19 protein-coding genes are annotated in these 20760 nt (G+C 71.8%); 9 read left to right on the forward strand and 10 right to left on the reverse strand.

Annotated elements, in window-relative coordinates; genetic code table 11:
- Positions 1–95: 95 nt before the first annotated feature.
- Positions 96–1727: a cell wall anchor protein gene (locus JYK02_RS38435; protein WP_207057936.1), complete on the reverse strand. Its 1632-nt coding sequence runs from the start codon at positions 1725–1727 to the stop codon at positions 96–98.
- Between the two features lie 162 nt (positions 1728–1889).
- On the opposite strand from JYK02_RS38435, the gene JYK02_RS38440 reads away from it, so the two are divergent.
- Positions 1890–2480: a DUF938 domain-containing protein gene (locus tag JYK02_RS38440; protein ID WP_207057937.1), complete on the forward strand. Its 591-nt coding sequence runs from the start codon at positions 1890–1892 to the stop codon at positions 2478–2480.
- Positions 2481–2529: 49 nt separating this feature from the next.
- Here the strand turns inward: JYK02_RS38440 and JYK02_RS38445 are convergent, their stop codons facing one another.
- The 5 genes from JYK02_RS38445 to JYK02_RS38465 form a co-directional block, all read right to left on the reverse strand.
- The gene (locus JYK02_RS38445; protein ID WP_207057938.1) at positions 2530–3108 is read right to left on the reverse strand and encodes a hypothetical protein; all 579 of its coding nucleotides are present in this window, start codon (positions 3106–3108) and stop codon (positions 2530–2532) included.
- Between the two features lie 132 nt (positions 3109–3240).
- Complete coding sequence (locus JYK02_RS38450; protein ID WP_207057939.1) at positions 3241–5028, reverse strand: tetratricopeptide repeat protein; 1788 nt, start codon at positions 5026–5028, stop codon at positions 3241–3243.
- A gap of 1107 nt (positions 5029–6135) precedes the next feature.
- A complete protein-coding gene (locus JYK02_RS38455) occupies positions 6136–6582 on the reverse strand; it encodes a hypothetical protein (protein ID WP_207057940.1) in 447 nt (148 codons plus the stop codon).
- On the reverse strand, positions 6579–7178 hold the full coding sequence (locus JYK02_RS38460) for a hypothetical protein (RefSeq protein ID WP_207057941.1): 600 nt from the start codon (positions 7176–7178) through the stop codon (positions 6579–6581). The genes JYK02_RS38455 and JYK02_RS38460 overlap by 4 nt, the downstream gene beginning before the upstream one ends.
- Positions 7175–7810 carry a sigma-70 family RNA polymerase sigma factor gene (locus JYK02_RS38465; protein ID WP_207057942.1) on the reverse strand — a complete coding sequence of 212 codons (636 nt, stop codon included), beginning with the start codon at positions 7808–7810 and terminating at the stop codon, positions 7175–7177. Before JYK02_RS38465 ends, JYK02_RS38460 begins: the two co-directional genes overlap by 4 nt.
- A 143-nt stretch (positions 7811–7953) precedes the next feature.
- On the opposite strand from JYK02_RS38465, the gene JYK02_RS38470 reads away from it, so the two are divergent.
- On the forward strand, positions 7954–8976 hold the full coding sequence (locus tag JYK02_RS38470) for a hypothetical protein (protein ID WP_207057943.1): 1023 nt from the start codon (positions 7954–7956) through the stop codon (positions 8974–8976).
- A gap of 68 nt (positions 8977–9044) precedes the next feature.
- Here JYK02_RS38470 and JYK02_RS38475 read toward each other — a convergent pair whose 3' ends face one another.
- The gene (locus JYK02_RS38475; RefSeq protein ID WP_207057944.1) at positions 9045–9803 is read right to left on the reverse strand and encodes a DUF1338 domain-containing protein; all 759 of its coding nucleotides are present in this window, start codon (positions 9801–9803) and stop codon (positions 9045–9047) included.
- 182 nt (positions 9804–9985) lie between these two features.
- Between JYK02_RS38475 and JYK02_RS38480 the strand changes: the two genes are divergently transcribed.
- Together JYK02_RS38480 and JYK02_RS38485 are read left to right on the forward strand one after the other, a co-directional pair.
- Positions 9986–11695, forward strand: a complete 1710-nt coding sequence (locus JYK02_RS38480) for an RCC1 domain-containing protein (protein ID WP_207057945.1) — start codon at positions 9986–9988, stop codon at positions 11693–11695.
- Positions 11696–11834: 139 nt separating this feature from the next.
- Positions 11835–12404 (forward strand): hypothetical protein, encoded by a 570-nt coding sequence (locus JYK02_RS38485; protein WP_207057946.1) that lies wholly within the window; start codon positions 11835–11837, stop codon positions 12402–12404.
- Positions 12405–12554: 150 nt separating this feature from the next.
- On the opposite strand, the gene JYK02_RS38490 is transcribed toward JYK02_RS38485, so the two are convergent.
- Positions 12555–14111: a hypothetical protein gene (locus JYK02_RS38490; protein WP_207057947.1), complete on the reverse strand. Its 1557-nt coding sequence runs from the start codon at positions 14109–14111 to the stop codon at positions 12555–12557.
- A 150-nt stretch (positions 14112–14261) separates the two neighbouring features.
- On the reverse strand, positions 14262–17015 hold the full coding sequence (locus tag JYK02_RS38495; protein ID WP_207057948.1) for a M16 family metallopeptidase: 2754 nt from the start codon (positions 17013–17015) through the stop codon (positions 14262–14264).
- A 275-nt stretch (positions 17016–17290) separates the two neighbouring features.
- Between JYK02_RS38495 and JYK02_RS38500 the strand changes: the two genes are divergently transcribed.
- From JYK02_RS38500 to JYK02_RS38520, 5 genes are all read left to right on the forward strand, one after another.
- A complete protein-coding gene (locus tag JYK02_RS38500; protein ID WP_207057949.1) occupies positions 17291–17824 on the forward strand; it encodes a hypothetical protein in 534 nt (177 codons plus the stop codon).
- 48 nt (positions 17825–17872) lie between these two features.
- Complete coding sequence (locus JYK02_RS38505; protein WP_207057950.1) at positions 17873–18469, forward strand: hypothetical protein; 597 nt, start codon at positions 17873–17875, stop codon at positions 18467–18469.
- 32 nt (positions 18470–18501) lie between these two features.
- Complete coding sequence (locus JYK02_RS38510; protein WP_207057951.1) at positions 18502–19080, forward strand: hypothetical protein; 579 nt, start codon at positions 18502–18504, stop codon at positions 19078–19080.
- Between the two features lie 116 nt (positions 19081–19196).
- On the forward strand, positions 19197–19607 hold the full coding sequence (locus JYK02_RS38515; RefSeq protein WP_207057952.1) for a hypothetical protein: 411 nt from the start codon (positions 19197–19199) through the stop codon (positions 19605–19607).
- A gap of 57 nt (positions 19608–19664) precedes the next feature.
- Positions 19665–19955: a hypothetical protein gene (locus JYK02_RS38520; protein ID WP_207057953.1), complete on the forward strand. Its 291-nt coding sequence runs from the start codon at positions 19665–19667 to the stop codon at positions 19953–19955.
- Between the two features lie 15 nt (positions 19956–19970).
- Here the strand turns inward: JYK02_RS38520 and JYK02_RS38525 are convergent, their stop codons facing one another.
- The gene (locus tag JYK02_RS38525) at positions 19971–20726 is read right to left on the reverse strand and encodes a ferritin-like domain-containing protein (RefSeq protein WP_207057954.1); all 756 of its coding nucleotides are present in this window, start codon (positions 20724–20726) and stop codon (positions 19971–19973) included.
- Positions 20727–20760: the final 34 nt, after the last annotated feature.

Below are 20760 nucleotides of genomic sequence, written 5' to 3' on the forward strand. Positions count from 1 at the left end.
CCGTGTGAGAGTTCGCCGGAATGTCTCACGGCGGACGCAGGACCGCGCCCGGCGTGGATGCCGGACGCGGCCTGGGGACTGACTGCGATTGCGTGCTACTGGCGCACGACGCGCTTGAGCTTGAAGGGCGAGGGAGACTCGCTCATCGTGTAATAGGCCGTGCCGGTCGGGTCGTACTCGATGGCCTCGCCCTGGCCCTCCACGGTGTCCGTCAGGGAGACGGGCGTGGCGGCGAAGGCGGTCTCGAAGCCAGCGCCGGTGGCGGCGCGGAACTCATACACCTTGCGGTAGGTGCGCAGGATGAAGCGGTTGGCGCACGGGTGGATGGCGCCGGACGTGGCCGCGCCGTAGTTGGTGTCCGTGGTGGTGGGCAGCTGCAGGTTGGCCACGAACACGAGCGTGCTCATGGTGCCCGGCGCGGGCAGCGGCTGGGGGAACTTGTAGACCTTGCTCGCGCCCGCGTAGGACTTGGTGACGATGTAGATGTCGCCCGTGGTGGGGTGGACCATGAGGGTCTCCGCGTCCTTGGGCGTGTCCGGGTACTGGAACGGGAAGGCCTCGGCGGTGAGGTTGCCGCTCGTCTGGCCCGCGCCGATGTTGGGCTCCGGGATGCGGTAGACGGCGAAGGTGGACGGCGGCGTGGGGAAGTTGGCGCTCGCGCGGCCGATGTCGCCCATGTAGATGCACTGGCCGGCGGGGCACGGGCCGCTGGCGACGTCCTCCCAGTCCGCGGGCGTCACGTTGGACACGTTGAAGGTGCCCTTCGTGCTCGCGTCCGCGGTGCTGATGGCGACGATGGCGGTGGTGTCCTCGTTGTGCGCGTAGATGACGCCCGGGGTGAGGCGGCTGGCGGCCAGGCCGGACGGCTCCACCAGCGCGGTGGCCGTCACGGTGCCCTGCGTGGTGTACGCGGTGGAGAACGTGTCCCCCACGGTGCAGGACACGGGGGCGTTGGCCGCGCGCAGCGCGACGACCTGCGCGATGTTCGTCTCCGCGTAGGGGGACGAGCCGTTGAACGAGCCCTGCGCGCCCGCGGCGCCCAGATCCTTGTGGGCCACGTCGTAGATGACGCCGGTGGACGAGGACACGAGACAGGTGTCCACGGGCTCGGTGAAGCCGGTGGGCGGGACGATGGGGCTCGCCGGGCACGCGGCGCCGGTCCACAGCTGCGAGCCGAACCACACCGCGACGCCGTTGGCGGTGTTGGTGGTGAGCGCGGGCGTGTTGAAGCTGGCGGTGAGGCCGTTCTTCTGACCCGTCTGCGCATCGATGGGGTTGGCCGTGTCCACGCCGGAGAACGCGGAGATGCTGCCGGCCATGTAGCTGGCGATGTCGATGTTGAACGCGTACGAGGCCGGCTCGGAGGCGGTGGCCACCTTGTAGAAGACCCACGCCTTGATCTGCGACGCGCTCTGGTCCGAGCGCAGCAGCGTCCAGCCCGCGGGCGGCGTCGCCACCGCGGCCACGTTGTTGCGGTTGATGATGCGCGCGAGCAGCACGTCACCCGCCGCCGTGCCCGTGGGCTTCGCGATGCTCAGCGACGTGCGCGTGCTGCCGCCCGCCGTGGCGCTGCTCCGGTACGCGATGGTGGACACCGCCTGCCGGGCGGAAGCGACCTCCTGCTCGGGGAGGGACGGGGCGTCCGCGTCCAGCGGCCCGCATCCCGCGAGCGCGAACAGCGACACCGAGCACAGCATGCGTGAAACATTCCGGTTGAAGAACGTCAAGGTTGCTCCTGCGAGGGGGATGAAGCGAGTACGGCAGGAGGTTGTCGGCGGGACGCGGAAAGTGTTGCGGACCCCGCGCGCGGACGGTCCATGCGTTGGTTGTGATTGCAAACTTCCGCGAGCGGCCTTTCCTTGCGTGCGCGGGTGTGGAAGAGGGTGGGCATGAAGCGCCACGCGCCCGCCACCGAACGCAATCGTGAACCATTGCTCGCCGTCCTCCGGGAGGTGCTGCCCCCGTCGGGCACGCTGCTGGAGGTGGCGAGCGGTACGGGCCAGCACGCGGCCTTCTTCGCGCGGGCCTTCCCGGGGCTGACCTGGCAGCCGACGGACGGGGACGCGGCGGCGCTGGAGAGCATCGACGCGTGGCGTGCGGAGGAGGGGCTGCCCAACGTGCTGCCTGCCCGCCTGCTGGATGCGAGCTCGGACACGTGGCCGGTGGCGCACGCGGACGCCATGCTCTGCGTGAACATGATCCACATCGCGCCGTGGTCGGCCTGCCAGGGCTTGATGCGGGGCGCGGCGCGGGTGCTGCGGCCGGGCGGACGGCTGGTGCTGTACGGGCCCTACTTCGTGGAGGGGAAGGAGACCGCGCCAGGCAACCTCGCGTTCGACGAATCGCTCCGGGCGCGCGACCCGGCGTGGGGCGTGCGCGAGCTGGGCGCGGTGACCGCCGAGGCCGCGCGCCACGGGCTCCAGCGCGAGCGCGTGGTGGAGATGCCCAGCAACAACCTCACGGTGGTGTTCAGCCGCTAGGGCTTCCGCCGGGACGGTGCCCGCCGCCGTCCCGGCGTCTGGCACGTGGCTACATGCCGGGGCAGTGGCCGCCCTTCATCTGACGGGCCGTCTCATGGACCTCGTCGATGAGCTGGCGCTTCTGCATCTGGTCCTGGGCGGAGTAGGTGATGGTGATGCCCTGCGGCGTGTCGGTCGCGATGGCCTTGGAGGGGACGGTGGGCGCTCCGGCCGAGCCCTGGCCGCCGCCGCCACCGGTGCCGCTCTCGTCACTGCCGTCCTGGACCTCCATGGAGGTGTCGCCCAGGTCCTCCTCCTGTGCCAGGTCCATGGCGGTCTCGGAGCTGGTGCGCCGGCCCTGCTCGTCCAGCATCCGCCGCGCGCGCGTCTGGAGGTCGGCCACCTGGGCGGGGTCGGACGTGGTGAACATGAGCGCCACGCCGTCCGACGTGTCCTGCGTCTGGACCTGCGTGCCCGGCACCGACATGGGGCAGCGTTGATCCGTCGAGGCCGGCATCGCGGCGGACTGGGCGGAGCCGGGCAGTGGGTGCTTCGACTCCTCCTTGTGCATTCCCTTCTTGGAGCAACCGGCGGAGAAACAAAGCGCCGCGGCCGCGGCGAGCGTCAATGGCAGTCGAAACATGGGCATGGTGTGCCTCCTCGTGCGGCAAGGTGCGGAGGTGATTCCCGCTTCGCAACGCGCCCTCTCCGCCGCGATGCCTGAAGGCCCCACCCCCTGGATGGAGGCCTTCATCGTGGAGCCGACACGCCGGTGCGCGGCTCACCACACGGCTTCGAGCTGGAGCATCACGCCGTGCTTCTCGTAGTTGCCGTTCGTGGCGTCGTACGCGTGGCAGAGGTGCGCCGAGCCCTCGCAGGCCGCGGCGTCGTCGTCCGCCAGGCGCGTGTCGATGTTGGAGCGGTTCACCAGCAATTCGTAGCGCGCGGTGAGCCGCAGGCGGGTCGACAGCCGGGTGCTCACGGTAGGGCTCAGCACGAAGCGTGTGTCGTGGCGGCGGCGGGCGTTCCACGTCTCGGTGTCGCCACCGGCCGTCACGACGCGCAGCGAGTGCTCCTCCAGGTAGCGGCGCCACTCCACGTCCGCGTCCAGGGTGGCGGTGAGCCAGGGCAGGGGTCGCCACCGGCCGGAGGCGCCCACGGCGTGGCTCGCGAAGCCGAATGGAATGACATACGTCTGTGATGCGAGGGTGGGGTCCTCGCTGGTGAAGGACTGCTCCAGCGTGCCGATGCGGTCCTGCCGGTAGCGGTACCACGCCGTGACGTTCGCGATGCCCAGGCGCCATTCCTGCGACAGCGTCGCGTCCAGGCGCGGGCCGGTGAGGTAGGCGAACTCCTCGCCGAGCCCGTCCTTGCCGGCGGCGCCCAGGTCCAGCCGCGTGGTGGTGTGTTCGGTTTCATCCCAGGCGAGCCAGGCGTTGGCGTTCACGGAGGCCTGGAGCCCCCGGAAGTCCGCCAGGCCGGTGAAGAAGATGTCTCCCCCCGCGAGCAGTCCCACGCGCACCCGTCGCGCGGCCTCCCACTCCACGGCCGCCGTCGCGCGGTGCAACTGGAGCGAGTAGTCCCGCACGGAGGACTCGGAGTAGGCGCGCTGGCTGCCGCCGTAGGACAGGGCCGCGAAGAGCCTGTCGGACAGGCGGAGGCGCGCGATGACGCCCACGCTGGCCTCGGCGAAGGCGCTCGAGGTCACCACGTCCGCGTTCGCGCCGGACACGTCGCGGGCCGCGACGCCCACCTGGAGCACGTTGCTGTCGAAGCCCGGCCCCACGCTGGCGGAAGCCCAGACGCCCGGGCCGCTGGAGCGCAGGCCGTAGGAGAGCAGGTCCAGGTACTGGTGCGCCGTCTTGCGGTCGAGCGGGCTCAGCGTCAGCGCGAGCGCCGCCGTGAGGTCTTCACGGGCCGCCGTGCGCGAGCCCAGGCGCCAGGCGGACGCGCCCGCCATGAGCCGGGCCCTGCCGGAGTCGGGCTGCTGCGTCGCCGCGCGTAGGAAGTGCGCACGGGCCTCGTCGAAGCGGCCGGCGTCGAAGGAAGCGAGTCCCTGGCGGTAGGCCTCATCCCCGTCGTTCGTGGCGGGCCTGATCAGCGCACGCAGTTCCTCCACCTGGAGGGCTTCTTCCTTGGATGCGCCCGGAGCAGCGCGATCCGCCCATTGCGACGCGCGGTCCAGGGCACCCGCATCGAACGCGGCGAAGCCCGCGTTGATCCACGCCGCACGGGCAAGCGGGGCCCCTTCACGGACGCGAGCGAAGGCCTCCTCCGCTTCCACGAAGCGCCCCAGTGCATAGAGACAAGCGCCCCGGTTGAAGTTCCAGGCATCGGGCTCCGGAGCATCCGGCGCGAGTCCCGCCGCATCCAGGGCCTCGAGCGCCTCAGCGGGGCGGCCGGTGCGGAATCGCGCCAGACCCACGAGGTACAGCGAGGCGCCGGACGGCGGGGCCTGGAGCGCCAGTTGTTCGGCCTCCGAGTACCGGCCCGCCGCGAAGGACTCGCGCGCGTCCGTCAACGGCTCCCCGGCCGCGAGTGCCACCAGGAGCAGCAGGCCCGTCCACACGCACCCTGACGTACCCCATTCCCCTCAAGTGAGCGAGGACCGCGCACCGCGCCAACGGCCACGGGTTGAACGAGGGAGCCCCCCGGTGCGCACCGACCCGGCCCGCCTCCACAGAGCCTGTCCGTGAGTGGCCCCGGTCCGCGGCGCACCGCGCGAACCTGTCCGACAGTCGGACAGGTTTTGGGCTACCGCACCGGGCGCCCCTGCGCTGACACGCTCCGGCTGGCGTTCCCCGGGCCTGCCTCGTCACCCACCGTGGCCGGGCTTCTCCAGCCAGGGAGGATGAACCTGTCCGACAGTCGGACAGGTTTGGGACCACCGCACCGAGCCCCCTGTGCTGACGTACCCGCGCTGGCTTTTCCCGCGCATGCCTCGTCGCCCACCGTGGCCGGAGGCTTCTCCAGCCAGGCAGCGGAAACCTGTCCGACAGTCGGACAGGTTTGGGGCCACCGCTCGCCAAGGCCGGTGCTGACGTATCCCCGCTGGCGTTCCCGGGCCTGCCTCGTCACCCACCGTGGCCGGGAGGCTCCGGTTTCGTCCAGGCAGCGGGAACTGGTCCGACAGTCGGACAGGTTGGGGCCACCGCTCGCCAGGCCCTGAGTTGGCGAACTTCCGCTGGCCTCCTCAATCGAGCCCGCCTCGTCACGCTCGATGGCCGGACCGCTTCCGTTCCCTCCAGGCCTCGGAAGCCGGTCCGACAGTCGGACCGGTTTGGACCACTGCGGTAGGTCCCTTGCGCCGACGCGCTTCCGCTGGCGGTCCCCGTGGATCTGCTTCGTCATCCACTGCTGCCGGGAGGCTTCCGGTTCATCCCAGCAGCGGGAACTGGTCCGACAGTCGGACAGGTTTGGACCCGGCGCGGGCCGACCCTGTGCTGACGAACTCCGCCGAGGTTCTCCACCGGGCCAGCCCCGTCACGCTTGGTGGCTGGGAGGTTTCCGTTTCAACCATGCAGCTTGAACCTGCCCGACAGTCGGACAGGTTCTTCATCCGAGAGGCTGAACGTGGATGCGCAGGAGCAGTTCGCGGAGACCTGACCCGGTGTCTGGCAAGGGGCACCGGATGCGGCTTCGGTGGTGTGCCGCTCCGTGCCTTTCATGGCGGGCTTCAGCGCCGGGGCTGCTGCGGGGGCGGTTGCTGGTTGGGCGGCGGTGGCGCGCCGTCGGTCCTGGGGGACGGCGAGCGCATGCGGCCTTCATCCCCTGGCGGACGCGACCCGTTGGGGCGGCCCTCGTGTCCAGGCCCCCCGGACGGTCCCCTGGCGTCAGGTCCCGGGGGCGGGCGGACCGTGTCACCTCGGGGCGGCGGGGCAGGGCGCTCCGCGTTCCTGCGCCCCAGGATGGTGTCCACCTGCTCCCCTGGCGCGATGACGTCCACCGTGTGCGAGCTGCGCACGTGCGGCGTCTGCTGCGCGCCGGAGGGCGGAGGCACGGGCGCTTCAGGTGGCCTCGCGGCCTCCGTTGGCGGAGGTGCCGGGGCCTGCTGCGCTTGCGCGGGTCCGCCTCCCCACCACAGGAGCACGGCGACGGCCGGTGTCGAGAGCCAGGTCTTCATCCGCCCGTGACCTCCAGCACCACGTCGTGCTCGATGCGCTGGTCGCCCGCGCGCGCCAGCGCCGTGACCAGATAGCGCCCCGGCCGCTGCCCACGCACCGCGATGGGGATCACGTTGCTGCCCGCGCTCAACGGCTGCGTCCATTGATAGGAACGCAGCGGCAGCTCCTCTCCGTCCGCCCAGAAGGACAGCCCCTCCGGCAGACTCACCTGGAAGTCCGCCTGCTCCACGGCCACGTCCGCCGTGAAGTCCAGCTTGATGACCGCCACCTTGCTCACCGGCACCTGCGTACCGGGCCGCTCGAGCTCCGCCATTCCCGGCGCTTCCGTCCCGGTGGCTCCAGGCGTCCCGCGCACCGCGCCCAGCACCAGGAAGGTGGCCACGCCCATGGCGACGCCCACCGCCGGCCAGAGCACCGGCGCGCGCCGCCTCCAGAAGTCCCGCACCGCATCCCACCCCGACGCCGGTGTGGGAGGACCGGCCTCCACCAGCCGACGGTGGAGCAGGGCCTGGAAGTCGGGCCCGGGCGCGTCGTCCCGCAGCGCCGCCAGACGCTCGCGCAGCGCGCGGTCCTCCCTGTCCTCGGGCTCACTCATTTCCTGCTCCTTGCCGCATGCGACGTAATGTCCGGCCCGGATGTTCCATCCAGGCCCGCTTCCTGCGGGCCGTCAGGGCCCTGGCCCCCCGCCAGCAGGGCCTTCAGGTGCGCCCGGCCCCGCGACAGGCGCGACTTCACGGTGCCCACCGGCACCCCTTCAATGGCCGCCACCTCTTCATAGCTGTGCCCTTCCACGTCGAAGAGCACCACCGCCGTACGGAACTCCGGCGGCAGCCGCCGGAGCGCCCGCCACAGCCGGTCCCGCTCCTGGGCCCGCATGAGCCCTTCGTCCGCGGACTCGGCGTCCGACGCCGCCTTCGCGTGCTCCTGCTCCAGCGGCTCCTCGCGCGAGCGCTCGCGGCCGGCGCGGCTGCGGGTGGCGTCGTAGAACGCGTTGCGCACCACCGAATAGAGCCACGTCTGGAACTCGGACTGGAAGCGGAACGAGCGCAGATTCTTGTAGACCTTCACCAGCGCTTCCTGCGCCAGGTCGTCCACGTCCGAGTCCGACGCGGCGAAGGCTCGCGCGAAGCGGCGCACGCGCGGCAGGTGCGAGGACACGAGCAGTTCAAAGGCACGCACGCTGCCGTCCTGGGCTTCGAGGATGAGTGCGCGCAGCTCGTCGTTCACGGTCGGCCGGCACTCTATCCGGCCCCGGTGCTCGCTCAAAAAGCCACGGGAAATTCCCGCCGGGAACACGGCGGAAATCCGTTTCGTCTCACGGGGGCAGACGGACAGCGGCCGGGCACCGGATGACAAGGGAGCACGCACTCATGAGGCACTCGAGCAGGGGCAGTCAGTGGCTGGGAGCAGTCGCGCTGGTGGTGGGCACCATGACGGTCGGCTGTGGCAGCGCTTCGCAGACGTCGACCACGGACGCCACATCGGATGTGTCCCAGGCGGTGGAGGCCACGTCGGACTCGAGCGACGCGGTGGAGGTGTCCAGCCTCCTGCGCGGCCTGGACAAGCTGCGCCCCCAGGCCATCGAAGGCTTCCACTGTGACGCGAGCCCCGACGTCACCACCGTGGACGTGTGCGGCAAGACGCTGCCCGCCACCGTGCACCTGGAGTGGACCGACTGCGCGGCCCCCGAGCGCCCCGAAGGCCGCGGTGGCGGCGGCCAGCGTCCCGGTGGCGGCGGCGCGCCTCCTCCTCCTCAGGAGGGCACGGATTCGCAGGTGGGTGGTCAGTCCTTCGATGGGGGCGGTGGCGGCGGCGGCCGGCCGGGCGGACCGGGGCCGCGTGGTCCCTCCAGCGGCACGGTGGACATCGTGAACGCGTACGAAGCCTCCGCGGACTGCACGGGCGCGGTGACCCAGAGCCAGACCGTCACCTTCGAGGTCTCCAGCACCAACGCCGACGGTGAGGTCTCCACCGTGAAGGGCACCACCGCCTCCACGTCGGAGCTGGTGGACGGCGCTCCGCCCCTTCAGAAGAGCACGCAGGCGGACGTGACTCGCACGCGCACGGATGCGGACGGCACGGTGGTGAAGTCCGTGCGGCTGGAGGGTGCGCTGTCCGTCGCGTTCTCCACCGACACGCCTCCGGTGCGAACCATCGACGGCGCGTACACGGAGACGGCGCTCGACGGCACGCAGGGCACCATCACGCTGGCGGGCATCGTCCGGCCGTCGCGCGACGTGTGCCCCTGGCCCACGGGCGGCACGCTCACGCGCACCACCGCGGATGGGGAGAGCCACGTGCTCACCTTCGGTCCGGAGTGCGGCGACGGCACGCTCGACGGCGCGGTGCTGAGCCTGCCCGACCGCTGCGAGCGCGGCGGCGGCCGCCACTAGCTTCACGAGGCGTCGCGGTCCGGGGGCATCCCCAGACCCCTCCCCCGAACGTCCCCGGGCCGCGAGCCTCAGCCCCGCTTCGTCATGTCGAACAGCGCGCGGGCCTGCGGCCCCAGGAACCCGTCGAACCCTCCCGAGCGCTGGGCGATCTCGAAGTACGCATACGGCCACGCGCGCGTGCCTCCGCCCCGGAGCGTCAGGGGCAGCGGGGCCGCGTGCGTGGCTGTCTGTCTCAGTGCCGTGCCGGGCGCGCCCTCGATGTCCGCCTTCATGGGCACGCCCGCCTCGCGCATGCGCCGCTGCCACGCCTCCACGTCGTCCACCGCGCCGGTGAAGTGATTCACCTTGCGGCCGAAGGCCAGCAGCCACGCGCCGTACTGGGTCTCCTTCTCCAGCTCCAGCAGCGCGGCTTCCTCCGGCGGCGCCGGTGCCGTGAACCACGCCGCGAGCGACTCCACGTCCTCCGGCGGCGGCGGATCCACCGGCAGCGCGGCGAGCAGCTCACGGGCTCGCGGCGACAGTTCCTCCGACTTCAGCTCGGACAGGAAGACGCGCGGCAGCCCCTCCGGGTGCGACAGGTAGATGGCGGACAGGTGCGCGTCCGGGAACGTGTACGCGCCGGCGGGCTTCCAGCCGAACCGCTCGAACACGCGGGAGAAGAGGGCGATGCCTCCCTCCGGCCGCGCGAGCGTGCGGAACGCGACGTGGTCGTTGCGGAAGCGTCCTCCGGACAGCGCCACGAAGGTGCGCGCGAAGGGGACTTCGGAGGCGTAGCGCTCCCACAGCAGGTCCAGCAGCCGCGAGGCGTCGGAGGCGGAGGTCGTCATGCGCGGCATCCTATGCCGCGGGTCCTTCGCCTCAAGGGCCACGCAGCGTGTCAGCGCGTGACGCCGTCAGCCTGTGGATGTCTCGCTGAAACATCCGCGACGACCCATCTTCATGCGTCGGTGCGTATCGGGAAGTGACTCCACGCGGGACGCCCTTCGTCCCACCACAGGGGGACCTTCTCATGACCCATGATTCCATCCAGCGCCTGGGGCGCTGGCTCCGCGTCATTGCCCTGGGGGCGACCGCGACGCTCGCCTCCACCGCCGCGGCCCAGGTCGCCAACGTCCGCGGGGACGACCCCGTCATCAGCGCGGGCGCGTACCACGGCTGTGGCCTGAAGCTGGACGGCACGCTGGGTTGTTGGGGCAATGGCTGGCATGGCCAGAACGTGGCCCCGTCCGGCACCTTCACGCAGGTGAGCGGCGGCTACTTCCACACCTGCGGTGTGAAGTCGGACGGCTCGGTGGCGTGCTGGGGCGCCAACGACGGCGGGCAGACGGCCGCGCCCTCGGGGACGTTCAAGCAGGTCACCAGCGGTGGGCACTTCTCCTGCGGGCTGCGCACGGACGACACGGTGGCGTGCTGGGGCGCCAACGACAACGGCCAGGCCACGGCGCCCTCCGGCACGTTCCGCCAGCTGAGCGCGGGCGTGTGGCACGCGTGCGGTGTGAAGACGGACGGCACTGCGGCGTGCTGGGGCGGGAACTGGGCGGGCCAGGCGCTGGCGCCCACCGGCGCCTTCACGCAGGTGACCTCGGGCGAGCTGCACAGCTGCGGCCTCAAGAGCGACGGCACGGGGGTCTGCTGGGGAGACACCAGTCAGGGGCGGGCCTCGGTGCCGGCGGGCACGTTCGTGCAGATCAACGCGGGCGACCACCACACCTGCGGCGTGAACACGACGGGGACCTTGTCGTGCTGGGGCTCCAACGCGAAGGGCGAGGCCACGCCTCCCACGGGGACCTTCGTCCAGGTGGCGGCGGGCTATGACAACACCTGCGCGCTGAAGTCCGACGGCAGCGTGGTGTGCTGGGGCAGCACGGAGTACGGCCAGGGCACCAACCTGCCGACGACGCCCGTGTTCGGCAACAACCCGGGGCTGAACCTGACGCCCACGCGCCACATCAGCGCGGGCTACCGGGGCATGTTCTGCGGGGTGACCTCGGCGGGCAGCCTGTCGTGCTGGTCGAAGCACTACGTGCCGGAGTACGCCCCGGTGGGCACGTTCGCGCAGGTGAGCGTGTCCGACGGCGGCGTGTGCGCGCTGCGCACGGACGGCTCGCCGGTGTGCTGGGGGCTCTCCCTCTACGTGCCCAACACCAACACCGACCGCTTCGTGCAACTGGCCACGGGCCAGTACCACGTCTGCGGCCGCCGGACCGACGGTACCGTGAAGTGCTGGGGCAATGGCTACTACGGCCAGCTCGCCGTGCCGCTCGCCACCTTCACGCAGATTGACGCGGGCGGCAGCCACACCTGCGGCGTGAAGGCGGATGGCACCGCGGTGTGCTGGGGGGATGACTTCGGCGGGCAGAGCAGCGCCACGCCGGCGGGGGCCTTCACCTCCGTGGCCGCGAGCTGCAACAGCAGTTGCGGCATCCGTCCGGATGGCAGCGTGGTGTGCTGGGGCTTCAACGGCATGGGCCAGAACAACGCGCCCGCGGGTGTCTTCACCCAGGTGGACCTGGGCTGCAACCTGAGCTGCGCGCTGAAGGCGGACGGCACCTCGCAGTGCTGGGCGGGCTACTCCCTCAGCCCGCTGGTGCGCACGGATGGCCCCTTCAGCCAGATCGTCACCGGCATGGATGAGGCATGCGTGCTGCGCCCCTCGGGCGCGGTGAGCTGCTGGGACCGGGACGGCACCTGGCCCGGTGCACCGGCCAGCTTCCCGTAGCCGCGGCACCGCGAGCCCATGTGTCCAGGAGGGCCCGTTCCGGGAGGGACGGGCCCTCTGTCTTTGAGCGCCGACCGCCTTCCGTATTAACAAGCGTAGGCCCGCTTAGGGTGGAAGACCGGAAGGCAAGGACATGCACATGAGTGGTATGAAGATGGGGCTCCTGGCCCTGGTGTCGGGCCTGCTGCTGGCGTGCGGAGGGACGGTGGAGGCGGAGTCGCCGGAGCCTTCACAGCAGGCGGCGGCGCTGTGTGGCAGTTGCGGTGACAGCGTCTGTGACCCCAGCACGGAGAACCGCTTCAACTGTCCGCAGGACTGCGCGGGCTTCACCTGCGGAGACCGCCGGTGCTGTGACGGCGAGACGCCGGACAGCTGCGCCCAGGACTGCCCCTTCGCGTCGGACTTCTGCTACGTCACGCCGGACTGGTTCTCGGCTCCTGTGTCCGCCCGGCTGTGTGCCGTCTGTGGCGACAGCATCTGTGATGCCAGCTCCGAGAACAGCACCAACTGCCCGCAGGACTGCGGCGCCCCCAGCTACTGCGGCGACAGTGTCTGCGACCCGAACACGGAGAACCGCTTCAACTGCCCGCAGGACTGTGGCGGCTTCACGTGTGGTGATCACCGCTGCTGCGACGGTGAGACGGCGGACAGCTGCCCGCAGGACTGCCCCTTCACTTCGGACTTCTGCTACGTCACGCCGGAGTTCTGAGCTGGCGTGACGGCGCGCGGCGCGCTTCCGTGACCGCAAGCACTGGCGAACCGTTCAGGGGCCTGTTCCCGGAAGGGGGGACGGGCCCCTGTCTTCAAGGACCGCCCCTCGCCCGTCAACGGAAGGCCCCTTCCGGGCGCCTGGCTGGGTTCAGCGCAGCTCCACGCCGAGCCCACCGAAGGTCATGGCCTCCACGTGGCCGCCGTCTCCGGAGTGCGTCATTGGCGCCTCCGCGAGCCCCACCGCCACCAGCGAGTCCCCGTCCGCGTCCACGCCCAGCAGGTGGAAGTGGCGGTCCTGTCCCCTGGGGCCGGGCTGCTGCGTGCGCACCGTCTGGCCATCGGTGGACGCGAGCGCGAGCAGCGCCCCGGCGCCGCGCGAGATGCTCATGCCGCCGTCCCACCGGTCCCACCCGGAGGCGCCCACGGCGACCAGCCCCGCGTCCGTCCAGCGCAGCGCGGAGAAGTGGTCCGCGCGGCCCGTGTCCACGCGGTGCTCGAAGCGCAGGGCGCCCGAGTCGAGCGACAGCACGCCCAGGTAGCCGTCGTAGGGCGTCATCCGGTCCTGCATGCCCGGCGCGGACGGGTAGTAGGAAACGGTGCCATCCACGCCCTCCGTCACCACCGTGCCCGCGAGCGCCACTTCGCCGCCGCGCACCGCCATGTCGAAGACGACGAACTCCGCTGCCCGGGCAGGCACGAAGACGTGCGTCCCGATGCGCGTCCCCACGGGCGTGAAGGCCGTCAGGGCGAAGGGCTGGCGTTCGGTGTCCACCGTGCTGGTGACGTCTTCGCCGGAGCGGCAGTGCACGGCGGTGAAGTCGTTGAACGTGCGGCTGGAGGCCATGCAGCGGGAGCTGTTCCAGGTGCGGCCCACCACCAGCTGGCCCTCGGCGTCCACGGCGAGCAGGGGCCGGAGCGGGGCCTCGCGCCAGCGGAACTCGTCGTAGGCCCAGGCGGCCGGCTGCGTGGAGTGACGCCCGTCGACGACGCGGGTCCACTGCTCGGCGTAGCGCCCGTCCTTCCACTGGAGCGTCATCAGCCCTGACGCCAGGTCCTGCGTGTTGGGCGCCTCCTCCGAGGGGGCCGCGAGCGACAGGAAGGCCACCGCCAGGTCCTCGCCTCGCGCCTGCGTGCGCAGCCAGCCGTCGGTGAGGGCATGGACCCAGGGGGACTTCATGCGGAACGCAGGGGAGGGCAGGGTGCCGCCCAGGTCGGAGTCGGGCATCGTCGCGGGCGCGGGGAGCGGCTGCCTCGACAGCACCTGTCCTTCCGCGGACAGGCGCACCAGGTCGTAGGCCTCCGCCGTCGCGCCGGTGCGCTCGACGCCCAGGGTGAGCTCTCCGGACGGGTGCACGGTGAAGTCGCTGAGGTGCTCTCCGGCCGCGGCGTCGAACCGCCACAGCAGGGTGCCGTCCTGGGCGGACGCGGTGAGCCGGCGGGTGTCCCGGCCTGCCGCGTCGCGCGTCGTCTCCAGCACGAAGGTGCGCCCGGAAGCCCGCCGCACCTTGAGTCCACCGAAGCCCGTGCGCGGCTGCACCGCCGAGGACGGCGTGCCACTCTCGAACGCCCGGACGAGCCCGGGGACCGCGCAGTCCGTGCCCTCGCAAGGCGACGTGGGCCCATCCGTCCCGTGGCAGGCGGAGGCGCCCCACGACAACAGGGCGCCCAGCAGGTACCGCGTCCGACGGAGGTTCAAGGCTCGCATGCCACCTCATACGGACCCACGTCGCCCGGCGGGTCGTGCCCGCCGGTCCTACCGCATGGCTGGAGGGCACCACCCCGGGGGCAGGTGGAGCAAACCTGTCCGACAGTCGGACAGGTTTTGAGCCAAGGGCTCCCGGCCGGGGGCCACCCGTTACGGCACCGACACCGCCTGGAGGGCGGCGCGGCTGGGGGCTTCATCCCCCGTGACGTTCACCACGAGGCGCTGGAGGCAGCCCGCGAACTCCTGCTTCACCGCTTCCGCCGTCACCGCCTGGAGGTGCGTGGGGCGCTGGGCCACCGCCTCCACCGGGAAGCCTCGCACGCGCGCCTCGAGCAGCGCCGCCACCCAGGCATCCGTGGAGATGAACGACACCGCCTGCCGCGCCAGCAGCCGCGCCCGGGCGTGCTCCAGGTCCTTCGCGGACACGTCCTTGGAGAACGCCGCCAGCGTCTCCCGCAGCGACCCCACGCCCTCGCGCAGCCGCTGCGCGTCCAGGCTGCCCTCCAGCACCAGGTGCGCCGCGCCGCCACGCCCAATCCAGGGCCGCGCCCAGAAGCCATACGACGCCCCCGTCCCGGAGCGCGTCCGCTCGTAGACGTCCACCTCCAGCAGCTCCGCCATCAGCGCGTAGCGCGCCTCCAGCTCCGGCGTGGCCGTGGGCAGCCGGCAGGCCAGCTGCACCTGACCCTGGCTGGCCCCGGGGCGCGCGGTGAAGAGCGTGCTCACGTTCGCGGACGCGGCGGGCAGCACCGGCGCCGGCGGCACCACCACCGGCTGCGGCTTGCCCCGGCTCCAGTCGCCCAGGTACTTGCGCACCATCGGCTCGACCTCCTTCTCGTCGAACTCACCGGCCACCACCACCACCGTGTTGCCAGGCCGGTAGACGTCCTCCAGCCACGCCTGCGCCTCCGACCAGGACACCTTGCCCATCTGCGCCCCCGTCGCCTCGTGGGCATAGGGGTGCGTGCCGTACAGCGCGTGCATCAGGTTCCGGTGCGCCAGCACCTCCGGCCGCGTGTCCACCGCCTCACGCCACGGCTGCACCTGCTCGCGCCAGTAGCGCACCACGTCCTCCGACGTGCGCGTGGTGGACAGGTCCTCGGCGAGCATCGCCAGCATGTTCCCCACGTTGCCCGCCGTGCCGGCCAGGTGCACCTGCACGTGGTCCAGCTCCGTGCGCGTGACCTCGTGCAGGCCCCAGTCGCTCGGGCGGCCCTCGAAGAAGGACTCGCGGAAGGCGCCCCACTTCGCCAGGTCCGCCACGCCCGGCTTCTCCCCGTGCGCCGTCCCTCCGCCCAGCGCCGCGCCCACGCGCACCACGGGCAGGCCCGGCCGGGGCACCAGCAGCACCTCCATGCCGTTCTCCAGCTTCAGCGTCCGCACGGCGGCCGAGGTCGCCGACAGCATGGACGGCGTGACGCGCTCGCCGCCCTCCACCGCGGGCTCGCCCCCGGGCAGCTTCGCCAGCACGGGCGCCGCCGTCGGACCGCCGCTCTCCCCGGGCCGCACCAGGATGGCGTGCGCCCGGTCGCGCTGGAGCCACCGGTACGCGAAGTCCGTCACCTTGCCGCCGTCCAGCCCCATCAGCGCCATCTGCGAGCGCGTGTACGAGCGCACGTCCGTCGTGAAGTGGGTGAGCAGCGCGCGGCTCTTCGTGCGCGCCAGCAGCCGCTCCGACTCCAGCACCATGCTGGTCACCACCTGGCGGCGCAGGGACTGGAAGTTGAACTCCTGGCCCAGCACGTTGCCGGCCGCGGCCTCCGCGGACCACGTCTTGTACACCTGGTCCAGGACCTTCTCCGCCGAGCGCTCCGGGTGGTCCCCGCGCGACAGGTTCACGCGCACGATGAGCAGCGACGCGCGGGTGCCGGACACCAGGCTGGTGGAGATGCCCGCGATGTCGCCGTCGTTGCGCACCGCCTCCCAGAGCTTGCTGTCCAGGCTGACCTCCACGAAGTCGTGCAGGGCGCTGGCCTCGTCGAAGGCGCGCGGCAGCACCCACGACAGGTACAGCTCCGGCGACGGCACCGCCGCCGCGTACACCGGCAGCGTCTTGCTGACCGGCGCGACCGGAGGCTCCGAGCGCTGCGCGGGCATGCGCGCATCCTGGGCCAGCGGGGCGCCGGTGCCCACCCACGCGGGCGGCAGGTTCTGCTGGAGCGTGGCCTCCACCTGCGCCAGGTCCACGTCCCCGGAGATGACCAGGGTGACGTTGTCCGGACGGTAGTGGGCGCGCGCGAAGCGGTGCGCGTCCGCCAGCGTGAGGGCGGACAGCGACTCGTGCGAACCCACCACGGGCCGCGAGTACGGGTCCCCCGCCGGGAACGACGCCGCGTGCACCCAACTGTACACCTGGCCCACGTAGCCCGTCTCGTTGCGCTGGCGCAGCTCGTTGCGCACCACCTCGCGCTCCACCGCGAAGACCTCCGGGCTGACGTTGGAGAGCGGCGACGACAGCCGCTCGCCCTCCAGCTTCACCAGCGTGGCCAGCGACTCCTTCGGGGCCAGCTCCTCATAGGCCGTGTAGTCCAGGCTGGTGGAGGCATTGGAGTGGCCCGCGCCCGTGGCGTTGAGCCGCGCCTGCACGGAAGGCCCGTTGCCAGGACGCGCGCGGAAGGCCAGGTGCTCCACCAGGTGCGCCAGCCCCTCCTTGCCGCCGGGGTCGCTGGAGCCGCCCGCGCCCACCACCGCGACCACCGCCACCACGGGCGCGCGCGCGTCGCGCTCCACCACCACGCGCAGGCCGGACGGCATGCGGAAGTCGCGCAAGGGGAAGGACACGTCGCGCATGACGACCTGTCCGCGCGGCGGAAGCGTGGCGCAGCCGCCCAGCGTCAAGGACAGGGAGGCCAGCGCGGCCATGGCCAGACGCGAGGCGCGAAGGGGACCCGACGGGAAGGACATACGACTCCAGGTACGAACCCGGAGGCAGCCCACGCAGGGCGGCATGGCCCCACGCCTCCCCCCGGGCGGGAAATGATTGGATGCAGGTGGTGGAACGGCCGGGGAGACAACGCCCGACGGGAGTCAGGCCGGAGCGGCAAAGGCAGACGGCGGCGCGTTCATAGCATCTCCTTCTGTTCCCCGTCATCCCCACCCCCCTCCAGGGAAGGGATGACAGGAATTGCAGGGAGCCCGGGCTCCGCCGCGTCCACGGTCCTCCCGCTAGGATGCGGGCCATGTCCCGTCCGCCGCGCACCCTGCTGCTGCTGGTCTGCGCCCTCTGTGTCTCTTCCTGCTACTGGCTCGACAACCTGCCCCGGGCCACGGGCGAGTGCGTGGGCACGCATGAGGGACGGCGCGTGCACTGGCCGCTCCAGGAGCGCTCCTCGCTGGTGCACCGCTCCGTGCAGGGCGAGCTTCCGGACACCTTCATCGACCTGGACTACACGCCGGACGGCGAGCCGGTGCTGGAGGGCTTCGGCGTGGACATCCACCTGGTGGAGGGCGCCCGGGTGAAGGAGGACCGCACCGTGGGCCTCCAGCCCCGGCAGGGCCAGCTGGTGCCCGTGGAGCCGTCGCTGGTGACGCGGTGGGTGGGGAACATCGGCGGGGCGTCTGGCTATCTCTCCTCGGCCGGGGTCCCGGTGGAGGGCTCGGTGACGCTGGACGAGGTGTCGGCGTCGGCCGCGGAGGGGCGCTTCGTCTACCGCTACGCCGACGGCGGCGCGCTGACGTGTACGTTCGAGGTGATCGTCGCCCCCAGCGAATGACGCGGTGGGACTGACGGGACGGGTGGGGGCCCTGGTTAGGATGGACGGATGTTCCGACTCCTGTCCCGCACCGCGCTGCCGCTGCTGGCGTGCGCCCTGTCCATCACCGGTTGTGACTCCGTTCCCAAGCCCGAGGGCGAATGCCGGGGCGCGTATGGCGCCCAGAGCGTGGTGTGGCCCATCGACGAAAACTCCGTGATGTCCGGGTTCCTCCCCTTCGACGGCACCCAGGGCACGCAGCTGCACCTGGCCTACGTCGCGGACGGCGCCCCGGAGCTGGCGTCCTTCGGGGTGGACATCCACATTCCGGGGGAGCCCACGGTGGCAGGTGCGCCCTGGACCGTGGAGCTCCTGCGGCAGGGGGACGCGCTGGTGTCCCAGGACACGTCCCGGGTCAGCGAGTGGGGCGCGTTCACCGACCTGGGCCGGGATGGCTTCTCCTCCGTCACCGGCGTCCCGGTGGAGGGGACGCTGACGCTGGACCGGCTCATCCAGGGGGATGGCCAGGCCCAGGGCCGGTTCGTCTACCGCTACGAAACCGGAGGCGAGCTGACGTGCACCTTCAACATCACGGACCGGCTCTACTTCGATGACAGCGATTGGGACAGTGGCGGTGGTGGCGGTGGTGACGATGACGACGACTGAGCCGCGCGGCGCGGTCTGCTAGCGTTCCGGCCATGGGCGTCCACGACTACCGATGCAGCGTCTGCGGTCCTCCGTCGTCGTACGTGTGCGGTGAGAAGACCGGCGAGGAGTGCGAGGAGGAGGGGTTTGGCGACGACCAGGCCATCCTGGACCTGTTCTTCTTCGCCGCGGACGAAGCGCCGGAGGACGCCGACGACTTCGAGAAGGCCCGGGGCCGCGCGCGGCGCACGCGGACGCAGCCCTTCGGCTACGACTGGGGAGAATGGGAGTTCGTTCCCAGCCTCAACTACCGCGAGCTGCTCATGGATGACGACGACGCCACGGGCGTCTGGCGCATCGAGCCGTTCGACGAGGACGCAAGCGACGGCAATCCCGTCTCGCTGGAGATTCCAGAGGACGAGCGCGTCTGGGTGGTCAACTACTGCTCCAACTGCCATCCGCTGTTCGCCGAAGGCAAGCCGCCCGCGGACGAGCCCTGTCTGGAATACCTCCGGGCCGTCGCGGAGAACCTGGACCTGGACTTCGACGGCGTGAAGGGGAGCGCGGACAAGCCCGCCTTCATCGCCACGGTGCGGGAGCGGGTCGCGCGAAGGCGGCCCGTGTCCCGCTGAAGGCCCGCCAAGGGTCACCAGCCAGGCAGGGGGCGGGTTCCGTCGCGCTCCCAGCGTGTCCGGGGACACTAGGTTGACTCCCATGAGGCACGGACGGGCCGTGCCAGGGAGGACGGATGCGCCACGTGAAGGTGCTGGGCGTGTGGATGCTGGTGCTCCTGGGCGGCAGTGGCTGTGGAGCCATCGCCCGGGACATGGCGAAGCAGGGCACCGAGGGGGCGCTGGAGTCCATCCAGGAGCAGAAGAACCAGAAGAGCGCCGAGGATCAGGCCACGGACGACGCCGTGGCCCGCCGCAACGCCGAGCAGGTGGCGCGCGGGATGATGGACGCCGTCACCCAACCGGAGCGCCCCGCCGCGACTGCCGCAGGGCCGGAGGGCGTGCCGCCGAGCGGCCCAGGCCCCAACGCCCCCTTGCCGGCGCCCCTGGCCTCGCTGGCTCCGGGGACGGGCGGTTCCGGGGCGTCGTTCTCCTCGGCGCTGGCCTCCCAGGTCGCGAAGGGGCTGAGCACGGAGCTGGAGCGGTAACTGGGGCCGGACGGCAAGGGCCCGCTGGGCCAGAGCCTGTCCGCCACCGCGGGCCGGATGGCGAGCACCATGGTGGAGCAGTCGCGCCAGGAGCTGGGCGCCGTCTTCCCTGAATGCGAGGGGCGCCAGGGCGCCGAGGCCGTGGCGTGCCGGGACGCGGCGCTGACGCGGCTGGGCGGGGCGTTCAGCCAGGGCGTCGCCGGTGGGCTGGTGCGCTCGTTCCAGCCGTGGCTGCTGGGGCTCGCCTTTGGTGGCGGGCTGCTGGTGGGGATGCTGGTGTTCCTCAGCCTCTCCGTGGCGCGGCTGCGCCGCGAGGTCGAACCCCTGCGGCAGCGGCGGCACGCCTGAGCGCGGGAGGCGCCATCAGCCCGCGGAAGCCCGCGGGGCGGCGGCGCGGATGTCTTCGGGGAGGTTGGCCACCCAGTCCGTGACCTCTTCCAGGTGCAGCGTCTCCTCGCGCAGCACTTCGCGGAAGGCGTCCACCAGGTCGGGCGGGCCCAGCTCCTGGGCCAGGTCCACGAGCAGCGCCCAGCCGGCGTTGTTGAGGATCTCCGCGATGAGGACCGCGCGCAGCGCGTCCTGGAGCGTGGCGCACGGGTCGTCCACGGCCCGCAGGAGGCCGTGCGTCCGGGGATCGGCGGTGTTCCCGGACGCCATCATCTGGGGCGCGTCCATCCCGAGCCGGTAGATGCACTCGCGGATGAGGTTCAGGTGGTCCAGCTCCTGGTTGTGCAGCTCCACCAGCCGCTCCGGCGTGGGGCCACCCGGGTAGCTGCCCAGGGCATGGGTCTTCACCAGCAGGCCCGCGTAGAGCCGCGAGCTGGTCCGCTCGAAGCCGAGCCGCTCCCGCAGCTGGGCGACGAAGAGCAGCGGCGTGGGCTGCTCCGCGGCCTGGATGGCGCCGCCCACCACCTCCTTGAAGTCCGGCAGGTGCAGCTCGCCCAGGTGCCCGGCGATGCGCATGAGGTGCACGCGCAGGAACCGCACGGCGCTGCCCGAGCGGGGCAGGACGGAGTCCCGGAACGGCTCCTCGTGGGCCAGCTGCTCCAGCTCCCCGGCGCTGAGTTGCGTCGCCGTGTGCTTCAGTCCCCAGTCACCACCTTCACCCGAAGACATCATGCCCCTCCCCCTGGGTAGGTCTTCCGGGCGATGG

It is taken from the genome of Corallococcus macrosporus, from assembly GCF_017302985.1.
Taxonomy (GTDB): Bacteria; Myxococcota; Myxococcia; order Myxococcales; family Myxococcaceae; genus Corallococcus; species Corallococcus macrosporus_A.